We start from the raw sequence: 19,039 nt of genomic DNA, 5'->3' as shown, positions 1-19,039 counted from the left end.
AGCGGGCATGCGGCTGCCGCTTCGGGGGAGCCGGGCGGCGATTGCGCGTTCATAGTCGAAATACCTAAATGATAATCATTCCTGATATGAATATTCCTGAACAAGCAGCCCGCGTCGTCGTTCTCGGCGGGGCCGGGCGGGTGGGGCGCGAGGCGGTGCGCTACCTGATGCGCCATACCAGCTGCGAGCTGCAGCTCGCCTCGCGCAGCGAGCCGGCGCTGGCGTTCGAGTGGTTCGGTTCGCAGCGCCAGCGCCTGTCCTGGGCCGCTGTCGACGCCTTCGACGAGGCGGCGCTGACGGCGCTGCTGCGCGGCGCGGCGCTGGTCATCTCCTGCATCGGCCCCTCCGGCCTGGTGGGCGAGCGGGTTGCCAACGCCTGTCGCGCGGCAGGCACGCCGCTGATCGATGCGGGCGGCTACGATCCGTTGCTGGCGGCGCTGGAGCTGACGCAGCGGCGACAGCCGGCGCAGGCGCCCGCCATCATCAGCGTCGGTCTGCTGCCCGGCCTGTCCGGCCTGTTCCCCAGATATGTGCTGGAGCGCACGGCGCGCGGACGCGCGGCGCTGAAACTGGAAACGTATTGCATCGGCCGCGACGCCTGGACTTATAACTCGGCCTGGGACATCGTCTACAGCCTGGGCGATTTTGGCCAGGACCGGGGCTTTCCCGTGATACGCGACGGGCAGCACTGCAACGTGGGTTTTCGCGCGGCCACGCGCAAGGTCGATTTCCCCGCGCCCGTGGGCCGCGTCACCACCATGCTGGTGCCGGCCGAGGAACTGGCGCGGCTGGCGCGTCAGTCCGGCATCGCCGAGGCGCGCGCCTACGGCAGCAATGTGGGCCCGCGCGCGGCCATGGTTTGCGTGCTGGCCAAGGTGCTGGGCATGTACCGCACGCCGACGCGGGTGGCGCGCGCGGCCGGCTGGCTGGTGGCCGCGTCGCGGCGCGACATGCGCAGGCTGGCGCCCGTGTACGGCTTGAAGGTCGACATCGCCTATGCCGATGGCGATGCCGCCAGCGCGACGATGATGATCGCCGATACCTATCAGGCCACGGGCGTGACCATCGGCATCGCCGCGCGCTGCCTGCTGGAAGGGCCGGCCATCACCCCCGGCGTGCACCTGCTGCACGAGGCGGTTGATGCGCGGCGGGCCATGGTGCTGCTCGAGGAAGAGGGACTGGTGGTGGTAACAGGATTGGGCGCCGCGGACGGCGCCACATTACAGGAGAAAGCGGCATGAAAGAACATGGCAGTCCAGGCGGCGCGCGCGTCGTCGTCATCGGCGGCACGGGCGAGAGCGGCCGGCGCATCCTGCGCGTGCTGCGCGCGCGCCATCCGCAGCTGCAGCTGTGCTGCGCCGCGCGGCGGCCGCGGCCCCACGAGCTGCCGGCCGGGGTGGCCAGCGCCACGCTCGACATGCGCGACAGCGAGGCGGCGCTGGCGCTGCTGTGCCAGTTCGACCTGGCCATCATCGCGCTTGGGCCGATGGATGCCTTCGGCGCCGCGCCGCATGCCTTGTGCCTGCAGGCGGGCATCGATTGCATCGACATCAACGACAGCCTCGCTTCGGCCGAGGCGATCCTGGCGCTCGACGGCGAGGCGCGCCGCGCCGGCCGCACGATCTTGACGGGCATGGGCCTGGCGCCAGGCTTGTCCGGCCTGCTGCTGATGAAGCTGGCGCGCGAGCAGGCTTCGCCGGCCGGCGTGTACCGCAGCCGCTTCTACGCGGGCGCCGCATACGGCGGCGGCGAAACGAGTCCGTACGCGATACTCGACAGTTTCAAGCCCGATATCGAGGTGCTGCGGCAGGGCAAGCGCCGGCACGAGGCGGCGCCGTGGCATGACGGCCACGCCAGCTTCCTCTTTCCCGGCCAGGCCAAGGCGGCGCCGCTGATCGCCTATTCCGCGCCGGAAGTGGCAGCGCTGGCCGCGCCGCGGGGCCGCAGCGGCGTTGCGGCCCAGGTGATGACGTTCGATCCGCGCTACCACATCCAGTTCCTGACGCCTGGCGCGGCGCGCTTCTTCGGCCGCATCGGCCGCTGGAAGGGCATGCGCCAGCGCCTGGCGCGCATGTTTTTCAACAGCGGCCAGTCCGTAAAAAAACGCAAGAACGCCGATGCCGACTGCAGCCTGTGGGTGTATCCCGACGACCGGCCGGAAGACGGCTGGCTGTTGCACGGCGCCATGTCGTCCTACGATTTTACGGCGCTGATGGCATGCGCGGCCACCGACACGCTGCTGGCCGGCGCGCTCGGCACGGACGCCGGCGCGTACAGCGTCGAGCACCTGGCGCCGGACGGCCATGACGCGCTGGAAGCGGCGCTGCGGCGCTATGGCGTCACCTGCCGGCGCGCCGGCGCCCTGCGCCACAAGGAAGACCCGCTGCACTTCGGCTGGTGCCAGCCGGTCGATGGCGGCGCCGCCAGCCTTGCCCATTACGGCGCCTGCTGGTACGACATCGTCGTGCATCCGCGCATGACGGCGCTGCAGACGCGCTACCTGACCGATTCGGCGATCTGGGGCTTGCTCCGAAGCCAGGTGCGGGGCATGGCGTTTGCCGGCTTCGTCTGCCGCGTGATGCTGCGCTGGCGCGCCCATTACGCGGCGCTGGCGCCGCTGCGCGCCGCGCATGCCGATCATGCGGCGCAGTGGGCGCGCATCACGCGCGATATCAGCATGTTTACCTCAGGCTACAGCCGGGCCCGCGAATTGCTGGGCCAGAACGAGGCGTTTGCGCTGTACCGCCGCATGTTCCTCGAGACGGGGCGCATGGAAATGCGCTGGTTGTGGCCCGTTCCCGAAGTCATCGCCGAGACGGCGGAACCTGCGCTGGCGGTGCGCGACTACTGGCTGGCGTTTGTCGGGCGCTGCGAGGAACTGGGCCTGCTGCGCGGGCGCCGCAGCGAACATGGCTACGCGATCGAGTATTGCGCCTATGCCGAGATGTTCTTCCTGCTCGGCTGCCCCGAACTGGCCAATGTGGTGCGCGAAATGGAGCACGAGGCGCTCGGCTACATGGCCGCGCAGGCCGGTGTCGAGGTGTGCTGGCGGGCCGGCGCGAATGGCAGCGCCAGCGTTTCCATCGAGGCGCTCGAAGCGTCGGGCGCGGTGCGCGGCGCGGCCTGAGGGCATCGCGCGTGGCGGCCTGTCCTGGCCGCCACATCGGCACGTTAGATTGGCATTACGCGGCCGCCCCGCCGATGCACGCGGCCAGGTGCTGCCGCGCATTACTGGGCAACATGCCGAACTGCTTGCGGAAGGCGGAGCTGAAATGGCTGACATTGCTGTAGCCGAGGATCATCGCCGTTTCCGTCACGTTGTAGCGTTGTAGCAACAATTGGGCCTGCTTCATCCGCTCGCCCTGGAAATAGGCGTAGATGCTGCTGTCGAACACCTGCTTGAATCCCTGTTTGAGCTTGCACTGGTTCAGGCCGACCTTGCGGGCGATGTCGGCGATGGTCGGCGGCGTGCTCAGGTCAAGCAGCAGGTAGTCGCGCGCTTCCTGCAGCTTGCGACGGTCGCGCAGGCCGATTTTTTGCTCGCAGCATTCGCCCTTGAAGGCGTCCAGGTGCCAGTGCAGGAAGTCCAGGGTGGCCGAGTGCAGCAGCAGTTGCGGGCAGGGCGTCTGGCTGAGGTGGTGCAGCAATTGCGCCGCCGCCGCCTTGACCCGGCTGCCGGCGCGGCAGGTGCGCGTAAAAAAGGCGTCGGCGGCGTGCCCTTGGAACAGCAGGCAATCTTCGCCCGCCAACTCGGTCAGCAGGCCGGAATCGACCATCAGCTCGATGGTCGACAGGTCGCCGCTGTGTTCGGCGCTGAAATGCTCGTGCTGCGCATAGCCGACGTTCAGGTCGCCAGGGGAAAGGGCGATGTCGCGGTCCCTGACCGTCGCCTCGAAGCGCCCGCGCAGCAGGCAATTGAAATGGATGTAGGCGCTGTCATGTTGGTAGCAGACTTTGGTGGCGATATTATCCTGTTCGTTGGCGCTGGTGAGGCTCACGATGAGTCCCGGTTGCAGCTCGACGTACCGGGTGGTGATGCGAAGTGTGTCATCCGTCAACTGTTTCTGCCCCATGGTGCCTGACTCCCTGAATGTATGCGCAATGGCGTAAATCTAAATGATTCTCATTTATATTATCAGAGCATGGGCTTCGCTTGTGAAATTTTTAATGTAATCCGTTTCGCAAGGTATTTCTTCAGCAATGCTGCCGATGCGGGGGGGCGTGCCACCGTTTCGGGGAGTGCCGGCCGGCGTTTCCGACGATGATGCTAATGATTCTTATTATCTTTAATTGTCATCAACAGGGAGAGCACAGGACCATGAAGATTTACCACAAGCGTACCCATCGCCAGCCGGCATGCGCACGACCGCGGCTGTACCGCCGCGCGTGCGCGCTGGCCGTCGCCCAGGTGCTGGCGGTCGCCTTGCCTGCGGCGGCGCAGCAGCGCAGCACGGCCATGCCGGTCATCGAGGTGATGGCTGAAAAGCGCAGCGCCAGGCTGGCCGAGGTGCCGATGAGCATTTCGGCGAAGACGGGCGATGAGTTGGCGGATGCCGAGACGGCGTCGGTCGCCGAGTTGTCGCGCAGCGTGCCCAACCTGCATATCTTTTCCTGGGGCGGACGGCGCGACACGAATATCTTTATCCGCGGCATCGGCCCTGGCCTGTTCACCGAACCCACGGTCGGCTTCTATGTCGATGGCGTGAATTATCTGGGCAACGGCATGTTCGACCTCGATTTCCTCGATATCGAACGCATCGAGGTGCTGCGCGGTCCGCAGGGGGTGCTGTACGGCGGCAACTCGCTGGGCGGCGTGATCAACGTCGTCACCCGCAAGCCGGGCAATGCCAGCGAGGGCAAGGTGGCGCTGCAGTTCGATGACCGTGGTGCAGCCAGCCTGAAGGCGATGGCGGCCACGCCGCTGATCAAGGATGAGCTGTTCTGGAGCCTGGCGCTGGGCGGCAGCCACGCCGACGGTTATGTGCGCAGCGGCTTGACGGGCGGCAAGCTCAACGCGCATGAAGACTATACGCTGCGCACCAAATTGCGCTGGGTGCCGAACAGCAAGCTGGAACTTAACTGGATCGTCGACGCCGAGCATTTCAACGGCGGCTCGTATACCTATGGTCCGCTGGAAGAGATGCGGCGCGACCGCTACACTACGCAGACGGTGCTGGGCGGCGTCGACCGGCGCGAGTCGGCCGGCACGTCGGTGCAGCTGAAATGGTCGGGCGACAGCGTCGACCTGACGTCGGTGACGGGCTGGCGCGACTGGCGTTCCGTCAACGGCATCCACCAGCAAAGCTCTTCCTACGGCTTCTACAAGAGCAATGCCCGCGAAAACCAGACGCAGCTGACCCAGGAAGTGCGCCTGGCGTCCAAGGGGCCGGGTCCTCTGGCGTGGCTGGCCGGCCTGTATGCCTACGATACGCGCGCCGAATCGGGCTCGCTCGGCGAGGTCGACTACACCGGCGCCGTGATGGGCGGCCCGTATTTCGACCGTCTGCGCTATCACAAGGACGGTTCCGGCTATGCGCTGTTCGGCCAGGCCAGCTACCAGCTGACGCCGGCCCTGAGCGTGACGGGCGGTTTGCGCATGGATGACGAGACCCGCAAGATCGATGCCTGGTCGCAGCGCGAGACGATGGGCGTGGCCTATCCCGTCAAGGAGCAGATGTCCTTTCACCAGTGGCTGCCGAAGGGCAGCGTATCGTATGCGCCTGCGCCGGGCGCGCTGTGGTATGCCAGCGTGGCGCGCGGCTACCGGGCCGGCGGCTATGACACCATCTACCTGGACCGCGACAAGCCATCGTTCCAGTCCGAGCACAGCACCAGCTATGAGGCGGGCTACAAGGGCACGTTCTGGGACCGGCGCGCCGACTTCAGCGTGGCCTTGTTCCGCATCGACTTGAGCAACCAGCAGGTGCAGCGCGTCATCCCCAGCGCGCGCGCATTCAATATCGTGACGGACAATGCGGGCAAGGGGCGCAGCACGGGCGCGGAGGCGGAATTGAGAATGAGTCCGGCGCCGGGCTGGCTGATCGGCGCGGGCGCCGGTTATACGCGCACCGAATTCATCGAGTACCAGTACGACCAGAATACGAACTACGCCGGTCGGCATTTTCCTTTCGCGCCCACATTCAGCGGCAACCTGTCGCTGCAGAACCGCCGCCCGCTGGGCGGCAACCTGAGCCTGTTCACCCGCGCCGACCTGCAGTACACGGGCAAGCATTATTTCGACGCCGCCAATACGCTGCAGCAGGACGGCTACGCCCTGCTCAATCTGAAAATGGGCGTGGAAGCGGAGAAATGGGATGCCTACCTGTGGGTGAAAAATGCCGGGAACAAGTTCTATTCCAGCGCCATTACCCAGCAGGGCGTCACGCCGCTGGCGGAGGTGGGCCCGCCGCGCCTGATTGGCGCGACCTTGACCTTGCGGTTCTAGGCTCGCGTCCCGGCAGCACGGAAGCCAGATCCGGCCGCTACAGGCCGGCTTCTTTCCAGGACGCCAGCCCCAGCCGCTTCAACAGCCGGCCCGACAGCCCGCAGCTCCAGCAACTGATCTGGATTTGCCTGTGCCGCCCCTGATCCGCATGCCAGGCTTGCTCGGCGCAGTCAAGCAGGGCCTCGCTGAGCGGGGAATGGTCGGCCATGGGCGGCAGGCGGCTCATCAGTTCGAACACGCCGTGGCACGTCTCCTTGATCTGCAGCAAACCGGCCAGCAGGGCGCGCAGCGCGGCGCCGTCGATGGAAGCGCTCGCTTGCGTGAAACGCTGCTGCCAGCACAGGGTGCGCTGCGGCCACAGGGCCAGCAGCGCGGCCACGTCGGCCGTGCGCAGTTGCCCGACCAGCTCGTCCGCCTCCCGGAACAGGTCGAGGCGGTCGTATTCCTCGTCGTCGCCGCACAGCAGTTCATCGAGCTCCTGCAAGACGCTCATGCCACCACGTTCACGGGCGCACCGCGTTCGAACGCTTCGATATTGCCGATCAATATGTCGGCCAGCTTTTGCATGGCTTCGCCGCTGGCCCAGGCCGTGTGGGGCGTGAGGATGAAGTTGGGCAGGCGCAAATTCAACAGCGGGTTGTCGGGCAGGGGCGGCTCTTTGCTCAGCACGTCGAAGCCGGCGCCGGCGATCACGCCACGGGTCAATGCGTCGGCCAGGGCGGCCTCGTCGACGAGGCCGCCCCGCGCCGTATTGATCAGCAGCGAAGTCGGTTGCATGCGCGCCAGCTCTTGCTCTCCGATGATGTTGCGCGTCTTGTCCGTCAGCGGCAGGTGCAGGCTCAGCACGTCGGAGGTGGCCAGCAGTTCGTCAAAACTCACTTCCTTGACGCCGTCTTCCTCGATCGGGGAACGGTTGTGGACGATCACCTGCATGCCGAAGGCGCGCCCCAGCTGGGCCACGGACTTGCCCAGCGCGCCGTAGCCGAGCAGGCCCAGGCGGCTGCCCGCCAGGTCGCGGATCGGGTGGCCGAACAGGCAGAAGCGGTCCGAGGCCTGCCACAGGCCCGCTTCCACATCAAAGCGGTAGGCGATGAGCTGGCGGCGCAGGGCCAGCATCAGGGCCAGGGTGTGTTCGGGCACGGTGGCGCGCGCATAGTCGCGGATATTCGCGACGACGATGCCCCGCTCGCGGCAGGCGGCCAGGTCGAGGATGTCCGTGCCGGTGGCGGCCACGGCGATCATCTTCAGCTCGGGCAGCTGCGCCAGTTCGGCCGCGCGCAGCGGCACTTTATTGGTGATGGCGATGCTGGCGCCTTGCAAGCGGGACACCGTCTGTTCGCTGCCCTTGGTATGCGGATATTCTGCCCAGCTGTGCGCGAAGGCGGGCGGGCGCACGGTGGCGATCAGGCTGTCGCGGTCGAGAAAGACGATGCGGTGGGGCGATGTGCTTGCTGCGGTCATGGCTGGGCCTCGGTCAGGGTGGCACGCGCGGGAAGATTGCTCTTGCCCTTCAGCTGCGTGGCCGGGTGGTTGGTAAACATGTCGGCGACCCATTCGACGAACACGCGCACCTTGGCGGACAGGTGGCGGTTGGGCGGATAGATCACGTGGATGGGCAGCGGGTCGGATTCCCAGTCGCCCAGCAATTCCACCATTTTGCCCTGTTCCAGCAGCGGCGCAAGCATGAAGTGCGTCATTTGCACGATGCCCAGGCCCGCCAGGCCGGCGGCCGCGTAGGCGTTCGAGTCGTTCAGGGCGATATGGCTGGGCATGGACATCTGGAGGCGTTCGCCGGCGCGCGTGAAATCCCAGTCGAAGGTCTTGCCCGTCTTGGCGGAGAAGAAATTCACGCCCCGGTGCTGCGCCAGGTCGTTCGGGTGCAGCGGCGTGCCATGGCGCGCCAGGTAGCCGGGCGCGGCGCAGGTAATGAAATGCAGCACGCCGACCCGGCGCGCGATCAGGTTCAAATCGCCGAGTTCGCCGCCGCGCACGGCGCAGTCGACGCCTTCCTCGATCAGGTCGACGGGGCGGTCGCTGCAGCCGAGTTCCAGCGAGATGTCCGGGTAGCGGGCGAAGAAGTCGGGCAGGGCGGGGATGATCAGTTCGCTGGCCAGGGCCGTGGGCGCATCCACGCGCAGCCGTCCGCTGGGGCTCAAGCGCGTGCGCGACAGCGATTCCTCGGCCTCGCGCACATCCGACAGGATGCGCACGCAGCGTTCGTAATACGCGGCGCCGTCCGAGGTGATGCTGACGTGGCGCGTGGTGCGGTTGAGTAACTTGACCGACAGGCTGCTTTCCAGCGACTGGATCAGGGTCGATACGGTGGCTTTGGGCAACTGCATGTTTTCCGCCGCGCGCGTAAAGCCGCCCGCATCGACGACTTGGATGAACACTTCCATGGCTTGCAGCTTGTTCACTTGATTTCCTATCACTTTATCCATGATTATTCAGAATCCTGAACAATCAATTCGGCATTGCACTCTTTATCAGATTGTAGATCAAGTCTATAGTTGTTGTACTGCAGCATAAATGATGCCGCAGGAAGGACAACAGGAGAAACATCATGGCTTATCGGAATGGAATCTTTGCAGTGCTTGCTCTCGCTGTGAGCTCGCTTGCTCTGGCCGCGATGGTATCGACGGATGCCTACTCGCTGGCGGCGCAAAGCGAAGCCAGTGGTTACAGCGCCCTGACCCATGAAGTGGGCGGCGCCGCCCTGTTGTGCCTGAACGACACGGTACTCGATGCTGCGGTGCAGCCGGTGGTGGCGCAATGACGTTTGCCGACGCCGCGGCCGAACTGGCGCCTGGCCAGGCGCTGAAGATACGCGACATCGAGGTGCAGGGCGCGCAGGATGCGCTCGGCGCGCGCGTCTACACGGCCGGCGTGCCGGGCGCCAAACAGCCGAACCTGATCGTCTTTTTCCATGGCGGCGGCTTTGTCGACGGCGACCTGGACGATGCGGACGACTTCCTGCGCTGCCTCGTGCTGAGCAACCCGGACCACGTGGTGCTGGCCGCGAACTACACCTTGGCGAAGGTGCGGCCATTTCCCGCCGCCGTCGAAGACGCGCATGCCGTGCTGCTGTGGGCAAAAAAGAACAAGTCCAAGCTGGGCTGGACGGGCAAGCAGATGGTGGTGTCGGGCATCGAAGCGGGCGCCAACCTGGCTGCCGTGTGCGCCATGATGTCGCGCGACCGGGGCGGCCCGCCCCTCGCGGGCCAGGTGCTGATCATGCCCATGCTCGACCCCGGCCTGTCGAGCTGCTCGATGCGCTCCTTGCCGAGCTGTCCCGACCTGGCGGAAGTGGCCGATCAATGTGCCGCCGCCTACCGTGGCTACCTGCCGAATGCCGCAGATCGTACCCATCCGTACGCGTCGCCATTGCAGTCTAGCCGCCTGAAGAACCTGCCGCCAGCCTTGATCTTGTCCAGCGAAGACGACCCATTGCGCGACGAGGCTGAACAATACGGCAGCAAATTGATCGCCTGCGGCATCAAGACCACCGTGCGGCGCATGGCCGCCGCGCCGCTGCAAGACGCGACCGCCCGTAATGAATGCGCCTGCAAGGTGCAGGTATTGAGCGAAATTAGCAGTTTCGTCGCCGGACTGGGGCAGGAGCCCGAGTCATGAGGCCGCCATCTGCGGCACCGCAAAAAAACTTACACTAACCAGTTTACTTTTTGAGTTTCGGTTGCTACACTACGCAGTGTAGTTCCCTTCCTGTCTGCGTTGTGCGCTCGCACAGCCAGCTTCGTCGTCCCCGTCCGCTTTCAAGCAGTTGGCGGCCTGTTTACCTTTGATCGAGCGCCGTCGGGCGCCATGGCACCACCATACACTTTTTCAGCTGGGTTGCTTCCTGCCGCCCATACCATTAGAAATTTTCATAAAACAGGGAAATAAAATGAAAAACGTTCAACAATTTTCCACTCTGCTCAAGCCCCTGGCTGCCTCGCTCGCGCTGGCGGGACTGGTGGCAGTCAGCCTGGCCGGCTGCGATTCGGCCAACAGCAAGGTGCCCGACGCGCCAGCGGCCGGCGGCCCGCCCATCTCGGCCGCCGCCGTCGTTGAAAAACAGATCACGGAAACGCAGGAATTCTCGGGCCGCCTGGAAGCGATCGAGCGCGTGGAAATCCGCTCGCGCGTCGGCGGCTTCATCACTGCCGTCAACTTCAAGCCGGGCAGCGAAGTCAAAAAGGGCGATGTGCTGTTCGTCATTGATCCGCGCCCGTTCCAGGCCGAAGTGTCGCGCGCCGAAGGCACGGCCGCCTCGGCCCGCGCCAAGGCGGAACTGGCCAAGCTGGAACTGTCGCGCGCTGAAAAGCTGCTGGCCGAAAAAGCCATCGCCCAGCGCGAATTCGACGAAAAAGCCTCGGGCCTGAAGGAGCTGGACGCGAATGTCCGCTCGGCGCAAGCCGCGTATGAAGCGGCCAGGCTGAACCTGTCATACACGCAGGTGCAGGCGCCGATCAGCGGCCGCGTCAGCAAGGCGGAAATCACTGTCGGCAACCTGATCGACGCTTCCGCCATTTTGACGTCGGTGGTCTCGACGGACCGCATCTACGCCAGCTTCGACGGCGATGAAGACACGTATCTGCGCGTGGCCGGCACGGCGCAAAAGGGCACGCCCGTCACTGTCAAGGTGGGCCTGGCCAACGAAACGGGCTTCCCGCACGAAGGCAAGCTGGAATTTGTCGACAACCAGCTTGACCCGGCCACGGGCAGCGTGCGCATGCGCGCCACCTTCGCCAACGCCGAGCGCCAGCTGGTGCCGGGCCTGTTCGCGCGCATTCAGCTCGACGGCGGCAACGGCCCGCACGCACAAAGCACGGCACTGTTGATCAGCGACCGCGCCGTCGGCACGGATCAAAGCCGCAAATACGTCTACGTGGTAGGTGCCGACAACAAGGCCGAATACCGCGCCGTCAAGCTGGGCCCGACCTCGGACGGCTTGCGCGTGGTGCGCGAAGGCTTGAAGGCGGGCGAAAAGATCGTCGTCAACGGCTTGCAGCGCGTGCGCCCCGGCGCGCCCGTGACGCCGCAGATGGTGGCGATGGATTTCGACCCGACCGCGCCCGTCGCTCCCGCCAAACCTGAAGTAAAAGACGCCAAGATCGCCGCGAAAGCAGCATCGACTTCCAAGGAATAAACATGAATTTTTCCCGCTTTTTCATCGACAAGCCGATTTTCGCGGCGGTGCTGTCGATTGTCATATTCGTGGCCGGGCTGCTGTCGATATTCGGCCTGCCCATCTCCGAATATCCCGACGTCGTGCCGCCATCGGTGGTGGTGCGCGCGCAGTATCCGGGCGCCAACCCGAAAGTGATCGCCGAAACCGTCGCCGCGCCGCTCGAAGAGCAGATCAACGGCGTCGAGAACATGCTCTACATGTCCTCGCAAAACACGTCCGATGGCGCGATGATGCTGACCGTGACCTTCAAGATCGGCACCAACGTCGAGCAGGCCGAGACGCAGGTGCAGAACCGCGTGCAGCGCGCCTTGCCGCGCCTGCCCGAGGAAGTGCGCCAGATCGGCGTGACGACCGTCAAATCGTCGCCCAACCTGACCATGGTGGTGCACCTGGTCTCGCCGAACAAGCGCTATGACGATATGTACCTGCGTAACTACGCGGTGCTGAACGTCAAGGATCAATTGGCCCGTTTGCCCGGCATGGGCGACATCCAGATCTTCGGCGCCGGCGACTATGCCATGCGCATCTGGCTCGACCCGCAAAAGGTAGCGGCGCGCGGCATGACGGCCAATGACGTCGTCGACGCCATCCGCGAGCAGAACGTGCAGGTGGCTGCCGGCGTGATCGGCGCCTCGCCGGCGAAGAACTCGGACTTCCAGCTGACCGTCAACACCCAGGGCCGTCTGCAGACGCCCGAGGAATTCGGCGCCATCATCGTGCGCACGAATGCCGACGGCGCCGTGACGCACCTGAAAGACGTGGCGCGCGTGGAAATGGGCGCCAACAGCTACTCGCTGCGTTCGCTGCTGAACAACAATCCGGCCGTCGGCATGGGTATTTTCGAGGCGCCGAACGCCAACGCGCTGCAACTGTCTTCCGACGTGCGCGCCAAGATGGACGAACTGAAAAAAGACTTCCCGCAAGGCGTGGAATACCGGATCGAGTACGACCCGACGCAATTCGTGCGCTCGTCCATCGAAGCCGTGATCCACACGCTGCTCGAAGCCATCGCCCTGGTGGTGCTGGTGGTGATCATCTTCCTGCAAACCTGGCGCGCATCGATCATTCCGCTCTTGGCCGTTCCCGTGTCCATCGTCGGCACCTTTGCCGTGATGCTGGGCTTTGGCTTCTCGATCAACACCCTGTCGCTGTTCGGCCTCGTGCTGGCCATCGGTATCGTCGTCGATGACGCCATCGTGGTGGTGGAAAACGTCGAGCGCAACATCGAGGAAGGGCTGTCGCCGCGCGACGCCACCATCCAGGCCATGAAAGAGGTCAGCGGTCCTATCGTCGCCATCGCCCTGGTGCTGTGCGCCGTGTTCGTGCCGATCGCCTTCGTGCCCGGCCTGTCGGGCGAGTTCTACCGCCAGTTCGCGCTGACCATCGCCATTTCGACCGTGATCTCCGCCTTCAGCTCGCTGACCCTGGCGCCGGCCCTGTCGGCCGCGCTGCTGAAACCGCACGATGCGCCGAAGGATGCGCTGACGCGCGGCATGGACATGGTCTTCGGCCGCTTCTTCGCCTGGTTCAACCGCTTCTTCGGCCGCGCCTCGCACCGTTATGAAGCGGGCGTGAAGGGCGTGTTGGGCCGCAAGAGCGCCTCGCTGGGCGTGTATGCGCTGCTGGTCGTTGCCGCCATCTTCACCTTCAAGTCCGTGCCGGCCGGCTTCGTGCCGGCGCAAGACAAGCAATACCTGGTGGGCTTTGCGCAATTGCCCGACGCCGCCTCGCTGGACCGCACGGAAGATGTCGTGCGCCGCATGTCCGACGTCATCAAGTCGGTGCCTGGCGTCGAATCGACCATCGCCTTCCCCGGCCTGTCGATCAACGATTTTACCAATGCACCGAACGCCGGCATCGTCTTCGCCACCCTGAAGCCGTTCGGCGAGCGCACGACCAAGGAGTTGTCGGGCGGCGCCATCGCGGCCGAGATCAACAAGCGCCTGGGCGGCATCCAGGACGCCTTCATCATGGTCTTTCCGCCACCGCCTGTGAATGGCCTCGGTACCATCGGCGGCTTCAAGATGATGATCGAAGACCGCGGCAATCTCGGTTACGACGCGCTGTACAACGCCACCCAGGCGCTGGCCGCCAAGGCTTACCAGACGCCGGAACTGGCGGGCGTGTTCTCGGGCTACCAGATCAACGTGCCGCAGCTGTTCGCCGACGTCGACCGCGTGAAAGCCAAGCAGATGGGTGTGCAGCTGCAAACGATCTACCAGACCTTGCAGATCAACCTCGGTTCGCTGTACGTGAATGACTTCAACCAGTTTGGCCGCACCTACCAGGTGCGCGTGCAGGCCGATGCGGCATTCCGTTCGCATGCCCAGGACATCGCGCAGCTGAAGGTACGCAATGACAAGGGCGAGATGATCCCGCTGTCGTCGCTGATGCGCGTCAAGGACAGCTATGGTCCCGACCGCGTGCAGCGCTACAACGCGTATGCAGCAGCCGATTTCAACGGCGGCGCAGCCCCTGGTGTATCGAGCGGCCAGGCGCAAGTGGCGCTGGAACGCATTGCCAAGGAAGTGCTGCCGCAGGGGATTTCGTATGAATGGACGGAGCTGACCTACCAGGACATCTTGTCCGGCAATACGATGATCTATGTCTTCCCGCTGTGCGTGCTGCTGGTGTTCCTGGTGCTCGCCGCCCAGTACGAAAGCTGGACCCTGCCGCTGGCCGTGATCCTGATCGTGCCGATGTCGATCCTGTGCGCGCTGTTGGGCGTCAAACTGACCGGCGGCGACAACAACGTGTTTACCCAGATCGCGCTGTTCGTGCTGGTGGGGCTGGCGTCAAAAAATGCCATCCTGATCGTGGAATTTGCCCGCGAACTGGAAGAGCATGGCCGCACCGTCGTGCAAGCGGCGCTGGAAGCGTGCCGTCTGCGTCTGCGTCCGATTCTGATGACGTCGATCGCCTTCATCATGGGCGTGGTGCCCCTGGTGTTCTCGCACGGCGCCGGTTCGGAAATGCGCCATGCGATGGGCGTGGCCGTATTCGCCGGCATGCTGGGCGTGACCTTCTTCGGCCTGTTCCTGACGCCCGTGTTCTACGTCCTGCTGCGCACCCTGGCGCAGCGTTTTGAGAAAAAACCAGCCGCCGCTGCCGCCAAGCCTGTCGCCGCGCCAGCGCTGGACCTGGAAGGAGATATATATTGAAAACCAATGCAATCATCGGGCGCGTCAAGCCCGTCTTGAGCGCCATGGCCGCCGCAGTCCTGCTGGCCGCCTGCGCGGCGCCCGAGTTCAAGCAGCCGCAGATCGAGACGCCGGCAGCGTTCAAGGAAGCGCAAGCGCCGGCCGTGCAGACGGCGGCCGACGGCACGCGCTGGAAGCAGGGCGTGCCGGCCGAGCGCCAGGCGCGCGGCGAATGGTGGCTGGCCTTCAATGATCCGGCTTTGACCAGCCTGATCAACGAAGCCACGCAGGCCAACGCCAACCTGGCCGTCGCCGCCGCCCGCGTCAAGCAGGCGAGGGCGATTGCCGGCATCGCCGAAGCGGACCGCATCCCGCAAGTGGGCGTCAACGTGGGCGGCCAGCGCAACCGCGCCTCCGCCGTGTCGCTCGGCTTGCCGAACGGCGCGCCGGTGGCGGCGACCAACGTCTACCAGGCCAACCTGACGGCCAGCTACGAAGTCGATCTGTTCGGCAGGGTGGCGGCCAATGTCAGCGCCGCGCGCAGCGATGCGCTGGCCGTGGAAGCGACTTACCGTTCCGTGCTGCTGTCCTTGCAGGCCGACGTGGCGCAAACCTACTTCCAGCTGCGCGCCACGGACGCCGAACTGGCGACCCTGGAACAGACAGTGCGCCTGCGCGAGGAGAGCGTGCATGTGAACCAGCGCCGCTACGACCTGGGCGACATCGGCGAATTCGACCTGTCGCGTGCCCGCACGGAGCTGTCGACCGTGCGCGCCGAAGCCATCGGCCTGCAGCGCCAGCGCGCCACCGGCGAGCATGCGCTGGCCGTCCTGCTGGGCAAACCTGCCGCCAGCTTCACGGCGGGCGTCAACCCGCTGCAGGATAGCGGCTTCCTGCCCGTGATCCCGGCCGGCATGCCATCGTCCCTGCTGGAGCGCCGTCCCGACATCGCGTCGGCGCAGCGCACCATGGAAGCGTCGAATGCGCGCATCGGCGTGGCCAAATCGGCCATGTTCCCCGCCTTGAGCCTGAACGCTTCCGGCGGCGGCGCGTCCGATACCTTCTCGGATATCTTCAAGTGGAGCAGCCGCTCCTGGCTGCTGGGCGCCCTGATGTCGATGCCCATCATCGACGGCGGCCGCAACAAGGCTGCCGTGACCCGCAGCGAAGCGCAGCTGGAAGAATCGGTAGCCACGTATCGCCAGAGCGTGCTGGTGGCCTTCGCCGAGGTGGAAGACAACCTGGCCGGCCTGCGCATCCTGTCGGGCCAGACGCAGCAGATCGACGAAGCCGTCGTCTCGGCGCGCCGTTCGGCCGACCTGGCGCAAAAGCTGTACGACGCGGGCCGTTCCAGCTACCTGGACCTGCTCGACGCGCAGCGCAACCTGGCGGCCATCGAGCGCAATGCCGTGCAACTGCGCGGCAACCGCGCCGTCACCACGGTGGCGCTGATCCGCGCCCTGGGCGGCGGCTGGGGCGAGACAGAGCCGCAGGTCGCGGTCAACTAGTATCCCGGCGATAAGCCAGCCAAGAACGGCGTCGTGCATTGCACGGCGCCGTTTTTTTATGGTTGGCGCAGGTCGGCTCAGCGCTGTAGGTCGGCTTAGCGCGCAGCGCGTAAGCCGACAACACCCGCGCCCTCAATCCAGACAAGACCAGCCAAATCAGTTGAATCCGTTTGCGGACAGGCCGCGTAAATACTCCTGCAATCACGCAAACGCAGTCATCCAGGAGATACCATCATGCGCACTATCGTTCCCGCAGCTCTGTTCATCACCTCCATGCTGGCCGCCAGCGCCCCCTTTGCCGCCGACATGGCGACCATGGTGGGCGGCCAGAGCATGTATCCGTCCAAGGACATCGTCGACAACGCCGTCAATTCGGCCGACCACACGACCCTGGTCGCCGCCGTCAAGGCGGCCGGCCTGGTCGACACCCTGAAAGGCAAGGGACCGTTCACCGTGTTCGCGCCGACGAATGCGGCGTTTGGCAAGCTGTCGGCCGGCACCGTCGAGACCCTGGTCAAGCCGGAAAACAAGGCGACCCTGACGAAAATCCTCACCTACCACGTGGTGCCCGGCAAATACGACTTCAAGGCGCTGGCGAAGGAAATCAAGATGCATGACGGTAAAGCCACCTTGCCCACGGCGAGCGGGGGCAAGCTGATGTTCGCCATGAACGGCATGCACAACATCGTCGTGATGGATGAAGGCGGCAACAGCGCCAACATCAGCACCTATGACGTGTACCAGTCGAATGGCGTGATCAATGTCATCGACACGGTGCTGATGCCAAAATAAGCGGACGAAAAAAAGACAGGGAAAACCCTGTCTTTTTGGCTTGCGCGGCCGAGATTACTTGGCTGGCGCTGCTGCCGGTGCGGAAGCTGCTGGCGTCGCTGGAACTGCCTTCTCTCCAGTAGCCGCTTTCTTCGCCTTGTGATGCTTGGCTTTCTTGTGCGTCGCTGGCTTGACGGCGGCGGCTGGCGCTTCGGCTTTGGCGGCAGGCGCAACGGCTGCGGCGGAAGCTGCTGGAGCGGCCGGCGCTGCTGGAGCGGCTGGCGTCTGTGCGAAAGCGGCGGTGGCGAACAGGGTGGCGATCAGGGTGGCGATAACTTTTTTCATGATGAAATCCTATAAGGTAGAGTGGTTAATGAATTCGGGTGCTGACGGACTGGATTACTTGGCTGGTGCCGGAGCTGGTGCGGCGGCGGTGGCCGACGCCAGTTTCGCATCTGCCTTGGCCTTGGTTTTTTTCGCAGCGTGGTGGGCCTTGGCTTTCGTGGTGGCCGCTTCCGCCTTGGCGCTGGCAACGTCCGTTTTCGCGGCGACGACGGCTTTCGCTTCTTTCGCGTCCGCTTTCACGACGGCTTGCGCTTCCTTGGCATCGGCTTTCACGACGGCCTTGGTGTGGGCCGCTTCCACTTTGGCGGGAACCGAGGCTGCCGGGGTGGCTGCAGGAGCTGCAGGCGTCTGGGCAAAGGCAGCGGTTGCGAACAGGCCGGCGATCAGGGTAGCGATTACGTTTTTCATGGTGCAGTCCTCAGTGGTGGTTGTCTGGTAAGTCTGTTGGTGCCGGGATGATTCCCGTGTCACTGAGCATAAAACGCGCCCCGGGACGCTTGCGTTGACGGTCATTACAAACGCTTACATCTGCGTGGCATCGGCCTTCAGGATGGCTTTGAGAATGTCTTCCGAACGGCGCTGTCCGTAACCCTTGCCATACGCGCTGGAGGCGATGCTCACCACCATGCGGCGCGATGGAATCACATAGATCTTGTTGCCGCCATTGCCCGAGGCGAAATGCACAGCGATCTTCCTGCCGCCGATGTCCTGCGTCTTCGCGTACCAGAAATAGCCATAGCTGTCGGCGTAGCGGTCGACGGCGCCGATGGCCACGCGCGGCGCCAGCGCCGCGTGCAGCCAGGCGGCGTCGATGACCCTCTTGCCGTCCACCACGCCGTCGTCGAGCACCATCTGGCCAATCTTCGCCGTGTCGCGCGCGCGCAGCGACAGATTGCCCTGTCCCTTCGGATGGTTGGCCACGTCGCGGCCCCAGCTCCAGCGCGTGATGCCCAGCGGCGCGAACAAGACCTTGGCGGCGTAGTCTTCCAGGTCGGCGCCGCTGGCGCTTTCCACCACTCTGCCGGCGATGTAGGCCCCCAGTGAGTTGTAGCGGTAGGCGCTGCCCGGCTTTGTTGCGGCCGGCACGCCGCGCACGAAGGCGGCGGGGTCGGGCGCGGCATCGAGCTTGTCTTCATTGCCGGGCGACTGTTCGTCTTCATCGAAGGCGGCCAGGCCCGAGCGCATGGTCAGCACGTCGTCGAGGACCACCTTGCCGGCCGGGCTGCCGGCGATTTCGGGCCAGTAGTCGCCCACGGTTCTTGTTGTCGCCAGCTGGCCGCGCGCCACGGCCGCACCGGCCAGCAGGGCGGTGATGCTCTTGCCGGCCGAGCGGATGTCGTGCAGGGTGTCGGCCGTCTCGCCGTTGTAATAGCGTTCGGCCACGATGGCGCCGTCGCGCAGCACGACGACGGCGCGCAGGTCGCCATGGCTGTCGCTGTCATAGCCTTGTAGTAGCTGCTTCATGGAGGAAGTGGCGCCATCGTACGCCACTGCGGCGCAGGACAGCAAGAGGAGGCTGAGGAAGGGCAGGGAAAGGCGGCGCATGCGGAGTGCTCCATGATGGTGGTCGGACTGCCAGTGTCGCCCGGTTGCGCCATTTTGTCGCGCTTGTCGTGGCCTGCCGCATGAAGTTTGCATG

At 65.0% G+C, this 19,039-nt stretch carries 16 protein-coding genes; 9 read left to right on the top strand and 7 right to left on the bottom strand.

From position 1 onward, the window contains the following. The first annotated feature begins 86 nt into the window (after positions 1–86). Both AC3RCJ_RS19415 and AC3RCJ_RS19410 read left to right on the top strand, forming a co-directional pair. Positions 87–1,241: a saccharopine dehydrogenase NADP-binding domain-containing protein gene (locus AC3RCJ_RS19415; protein WP_492961346.1), complete on the top strand. Its 1,155-nt coding sequence runs from the start codon at positions 87–89 to the stop codon at positions 1,239–1,241. Beyond that, a complete protein-coding gene (locus AC3RCJ_RS19410) occupies positions 1,238–3,127 on the top strand; it encodes a hypothetical protein (protein WP_492961348.1) in 1,890 nt (629 codons plus the stop codon). Before AC3RCJ_RS19415 ends, AC3RCJ_RS19410 begins: the two co-directional genes overlap by 4 nt. 55 nt (positions 3,128–3,182) lie before the next feature. Here the strand turns inward: AC3RCJ_RS19410 and AC3RCJ_RS19405 are convergent, their stop codons facing one another. Continuing rightward, positions 3,183–4,073, bottom strand: coding sequence for a helix-turn-helix transcriptional regulator (locus AC3RCJ_RS19405; RefSeq protein ID WP_492961350.1), 891 nt, complete (start codon positions 4,071–4,073; stop codon positions 3,183–3,185). Positions 4,074–4,318: 245 nt separating this feature from the next. On the opposite strand from AC3RCJ_RS19405, the gene AC3RCJ_RS19400 reads away from it, so the two are divergent. Then, positions 4,319–6,445, top strand: a complete 2,127-nt coding sequence (locus AC3RCJ_RS19400; protein WP_492961352.1) for a TonB-dependent receptor — start codon at positions 4,319–4,321, stop codon at positions 6,443–6,445. 37 nt (positions 6,446–6,482) lie between these two features. Here AC3RCJ_RS19400 and AC3RCJ_RS19395 read toward each other — a convergent pair whose 3' ends face one another. Genes AC3RCJ_RS19395 through AC3RCJ_RS19385 form a run of 3 tightly spaced genes read right to left on the bottom strand, consistent with a single transcriptional unit; the run spans position 6,483 to position 8,862 of the window. Further along, on the bottom strand, positions 6,483–6,938 hold the full coding sequence (locus AC3RCJ_RS19395; protein ID WP_492961354.1) for a hypothetical protein: 456 nt from the start codon (positions 6,936–6,938) through the stop codon (positions 6,483–6,485). Then, positions 6,935–7,906: a D-2-hydroxyacid dehydrogenase gene (locus AC3RCJ_RS19390; protein ID WP_492961356.1), complete on the bottom strand. Its 972-nt coding sequence runs from the start codon at positions 7,904–7,906 to the stop codon at positions 6,935–6,937. The genes AC3RCJ_RS19395 and AC3RCJ_RS19390 overlap by 4 nt, the downstream gene beginning before the upstream one ends. After that, entirely contained in the window at positions 7,903–8,862 is a 960-nt protein-coding gene (locus AC3RCJ_RS19385) for a LysR family transcriptional regulator (protein ID WP_492961358.1), read from the bottom strand. The genes AC3RCJ_RS19390 and AC3RCJ_RS19385 overlap by 4 nt, the downstream gene beginning before the upstream one ends. 173 nt (positions 8,863–9,035) lie before the next feature. Between AC3RCJ_RS19385 and AC3RCJ_RS19380 the strand changes: the two genes are divergently transcribed. From AC3RCJ_RS19380 to AC3RCJ_RS19355, 6 genes are all read left to right on the top strand, one after another. Next, positions 9,036–9,221 (top strand): hypothetical protein, encoded by a 186-nt coding sequence (locus tag AC3RCJ_RS19380; protein WP_492961360.1) that lies wholly within the window; start codon positions 9,036–9,038, stop codon positions 9,219–9,221. Next, positions 9,218–10,078, top strand: coding sequence for an alpha/beta hydrolase (locus AC3RCJ_RS19375; protein WP_492961362.1), 861 nt, complete (start codon positions 9,218–9,220; stop codon positions 10,076–10,078). The genes AC3RCJ_RS19380 and AC3RCJ_RS19375 overlap by 4 nt, the downstream gene beginning before the upstream one ends. Before the next feature lie 271 nt (positions 10,079–10,349). Continuing rightward, positions 10,350–11,594 carry an efflux RND transporter periplasmic adaptor subunit gene (locus AC3RCJ_RS19370; RefSeq protein ID WP_436540365.1) on the top strand — a complete coding sequence of 415 codons (1,245 nt, stop codon included), beginning with the start codon at positions 10,350–10,352 and terminating at the stop codon, positions 11,592–11,594. A 2-nt stretch (positions 11,595–11,596) separates the two neighbouring features. Next, positions 11,597–14,797: an efflux RND transporter permease subunit gene (locus AC3RCJ_RS19365; protein WP_492961364.1), complete on the top strand. Its 3,201-nt coding sequence runs from the start codon at positions 11,597–11,599 to the stop codon at positions 14,795–14,797. A gap of 44 nt (positions 14,798–14,841) precedes the next feature. Continuing rightward, on the top strand, positions 14,842–16,284 hold the full coding sequence (locus AC3RCJ_RS19360) for an efflux transporter outer membrane subunit (protein ID WP_492961507.1): 1,443 nt from the start codon (positions 14,842–14,844) through the stop codon (positions 16,282–16,284). Positions 16,285–16,518: 234 nt separating this feature from the next. Next, positions 16,519–17,076 (top strand): fasciclin domain-containing protein, encoded by a 558-nt coding sequence (locus tag AC3RCJ_RS19355; RefSeq protein WP_492961366.1) that lies wholly within the window; start codon positions 16,519–16,521, stop codon positions 17,074–17,076. 54 nt (positions 17,077–17,130) lie between these two features. On the opposite strand, the gene AC3RCJ_RS19350 is transcribed toward AC3RCJ_RS19355, so the two are convergent. The 3 genes from AC3RCJ_RS19350 to AC3RCJ_RS19340 form a co-directional block, all read right to left on the bottom strand. Continuing rightward, the gene (locus tag AC3RCJ_RS19350; RefSeq protein WP_474291878.1) at positions 17,131–17,400 is read right to left on the bottom strand and encodes a hypothetical protein; all 270 of its coding nucleotides are present in this window, start codon (positions 17,398–17,400) and stop codon (positions 17,131–17,133) included. A gap of 54 nt (positions 17,401–17,454) precedes the next feature. Further along, positions 17,455–17,808, bottom strand: a complete 354-nt coding sequence (locus tag AC3RCJ_RS19345; protein WP_492961368.1) for a hypothetical protein — start codon at positions 17,806–17,808, stop codon at positions 17,455–17,457. A 114-nt stretch (positions 17,809–17,922) separates the two neighbouring features. Further along, positions 17,923–18,945: a serine hydrolase domain-containing protein gene (locus tag AC3RCJ_RS19340; protein ID WP_492961370.1), complete on the bottom strand. Its 1,023-nt coding sequence runs from the start codon at positions 18,943–18,945 to the stop codon at positions 17,923–17,925. Between the last annotated feature and the right edge of the window lie 94 nt (positions 18,946–19,039).

The organism is Janthinobacterium sp. GW822-FHT07H11 (genome assembly GCF_058798615.1).
The sequence above is the reverse complement of the archived record's forward strand: the minus strand, read 5'-3'. Positions and strand labels throughout refer to the sequence as shown.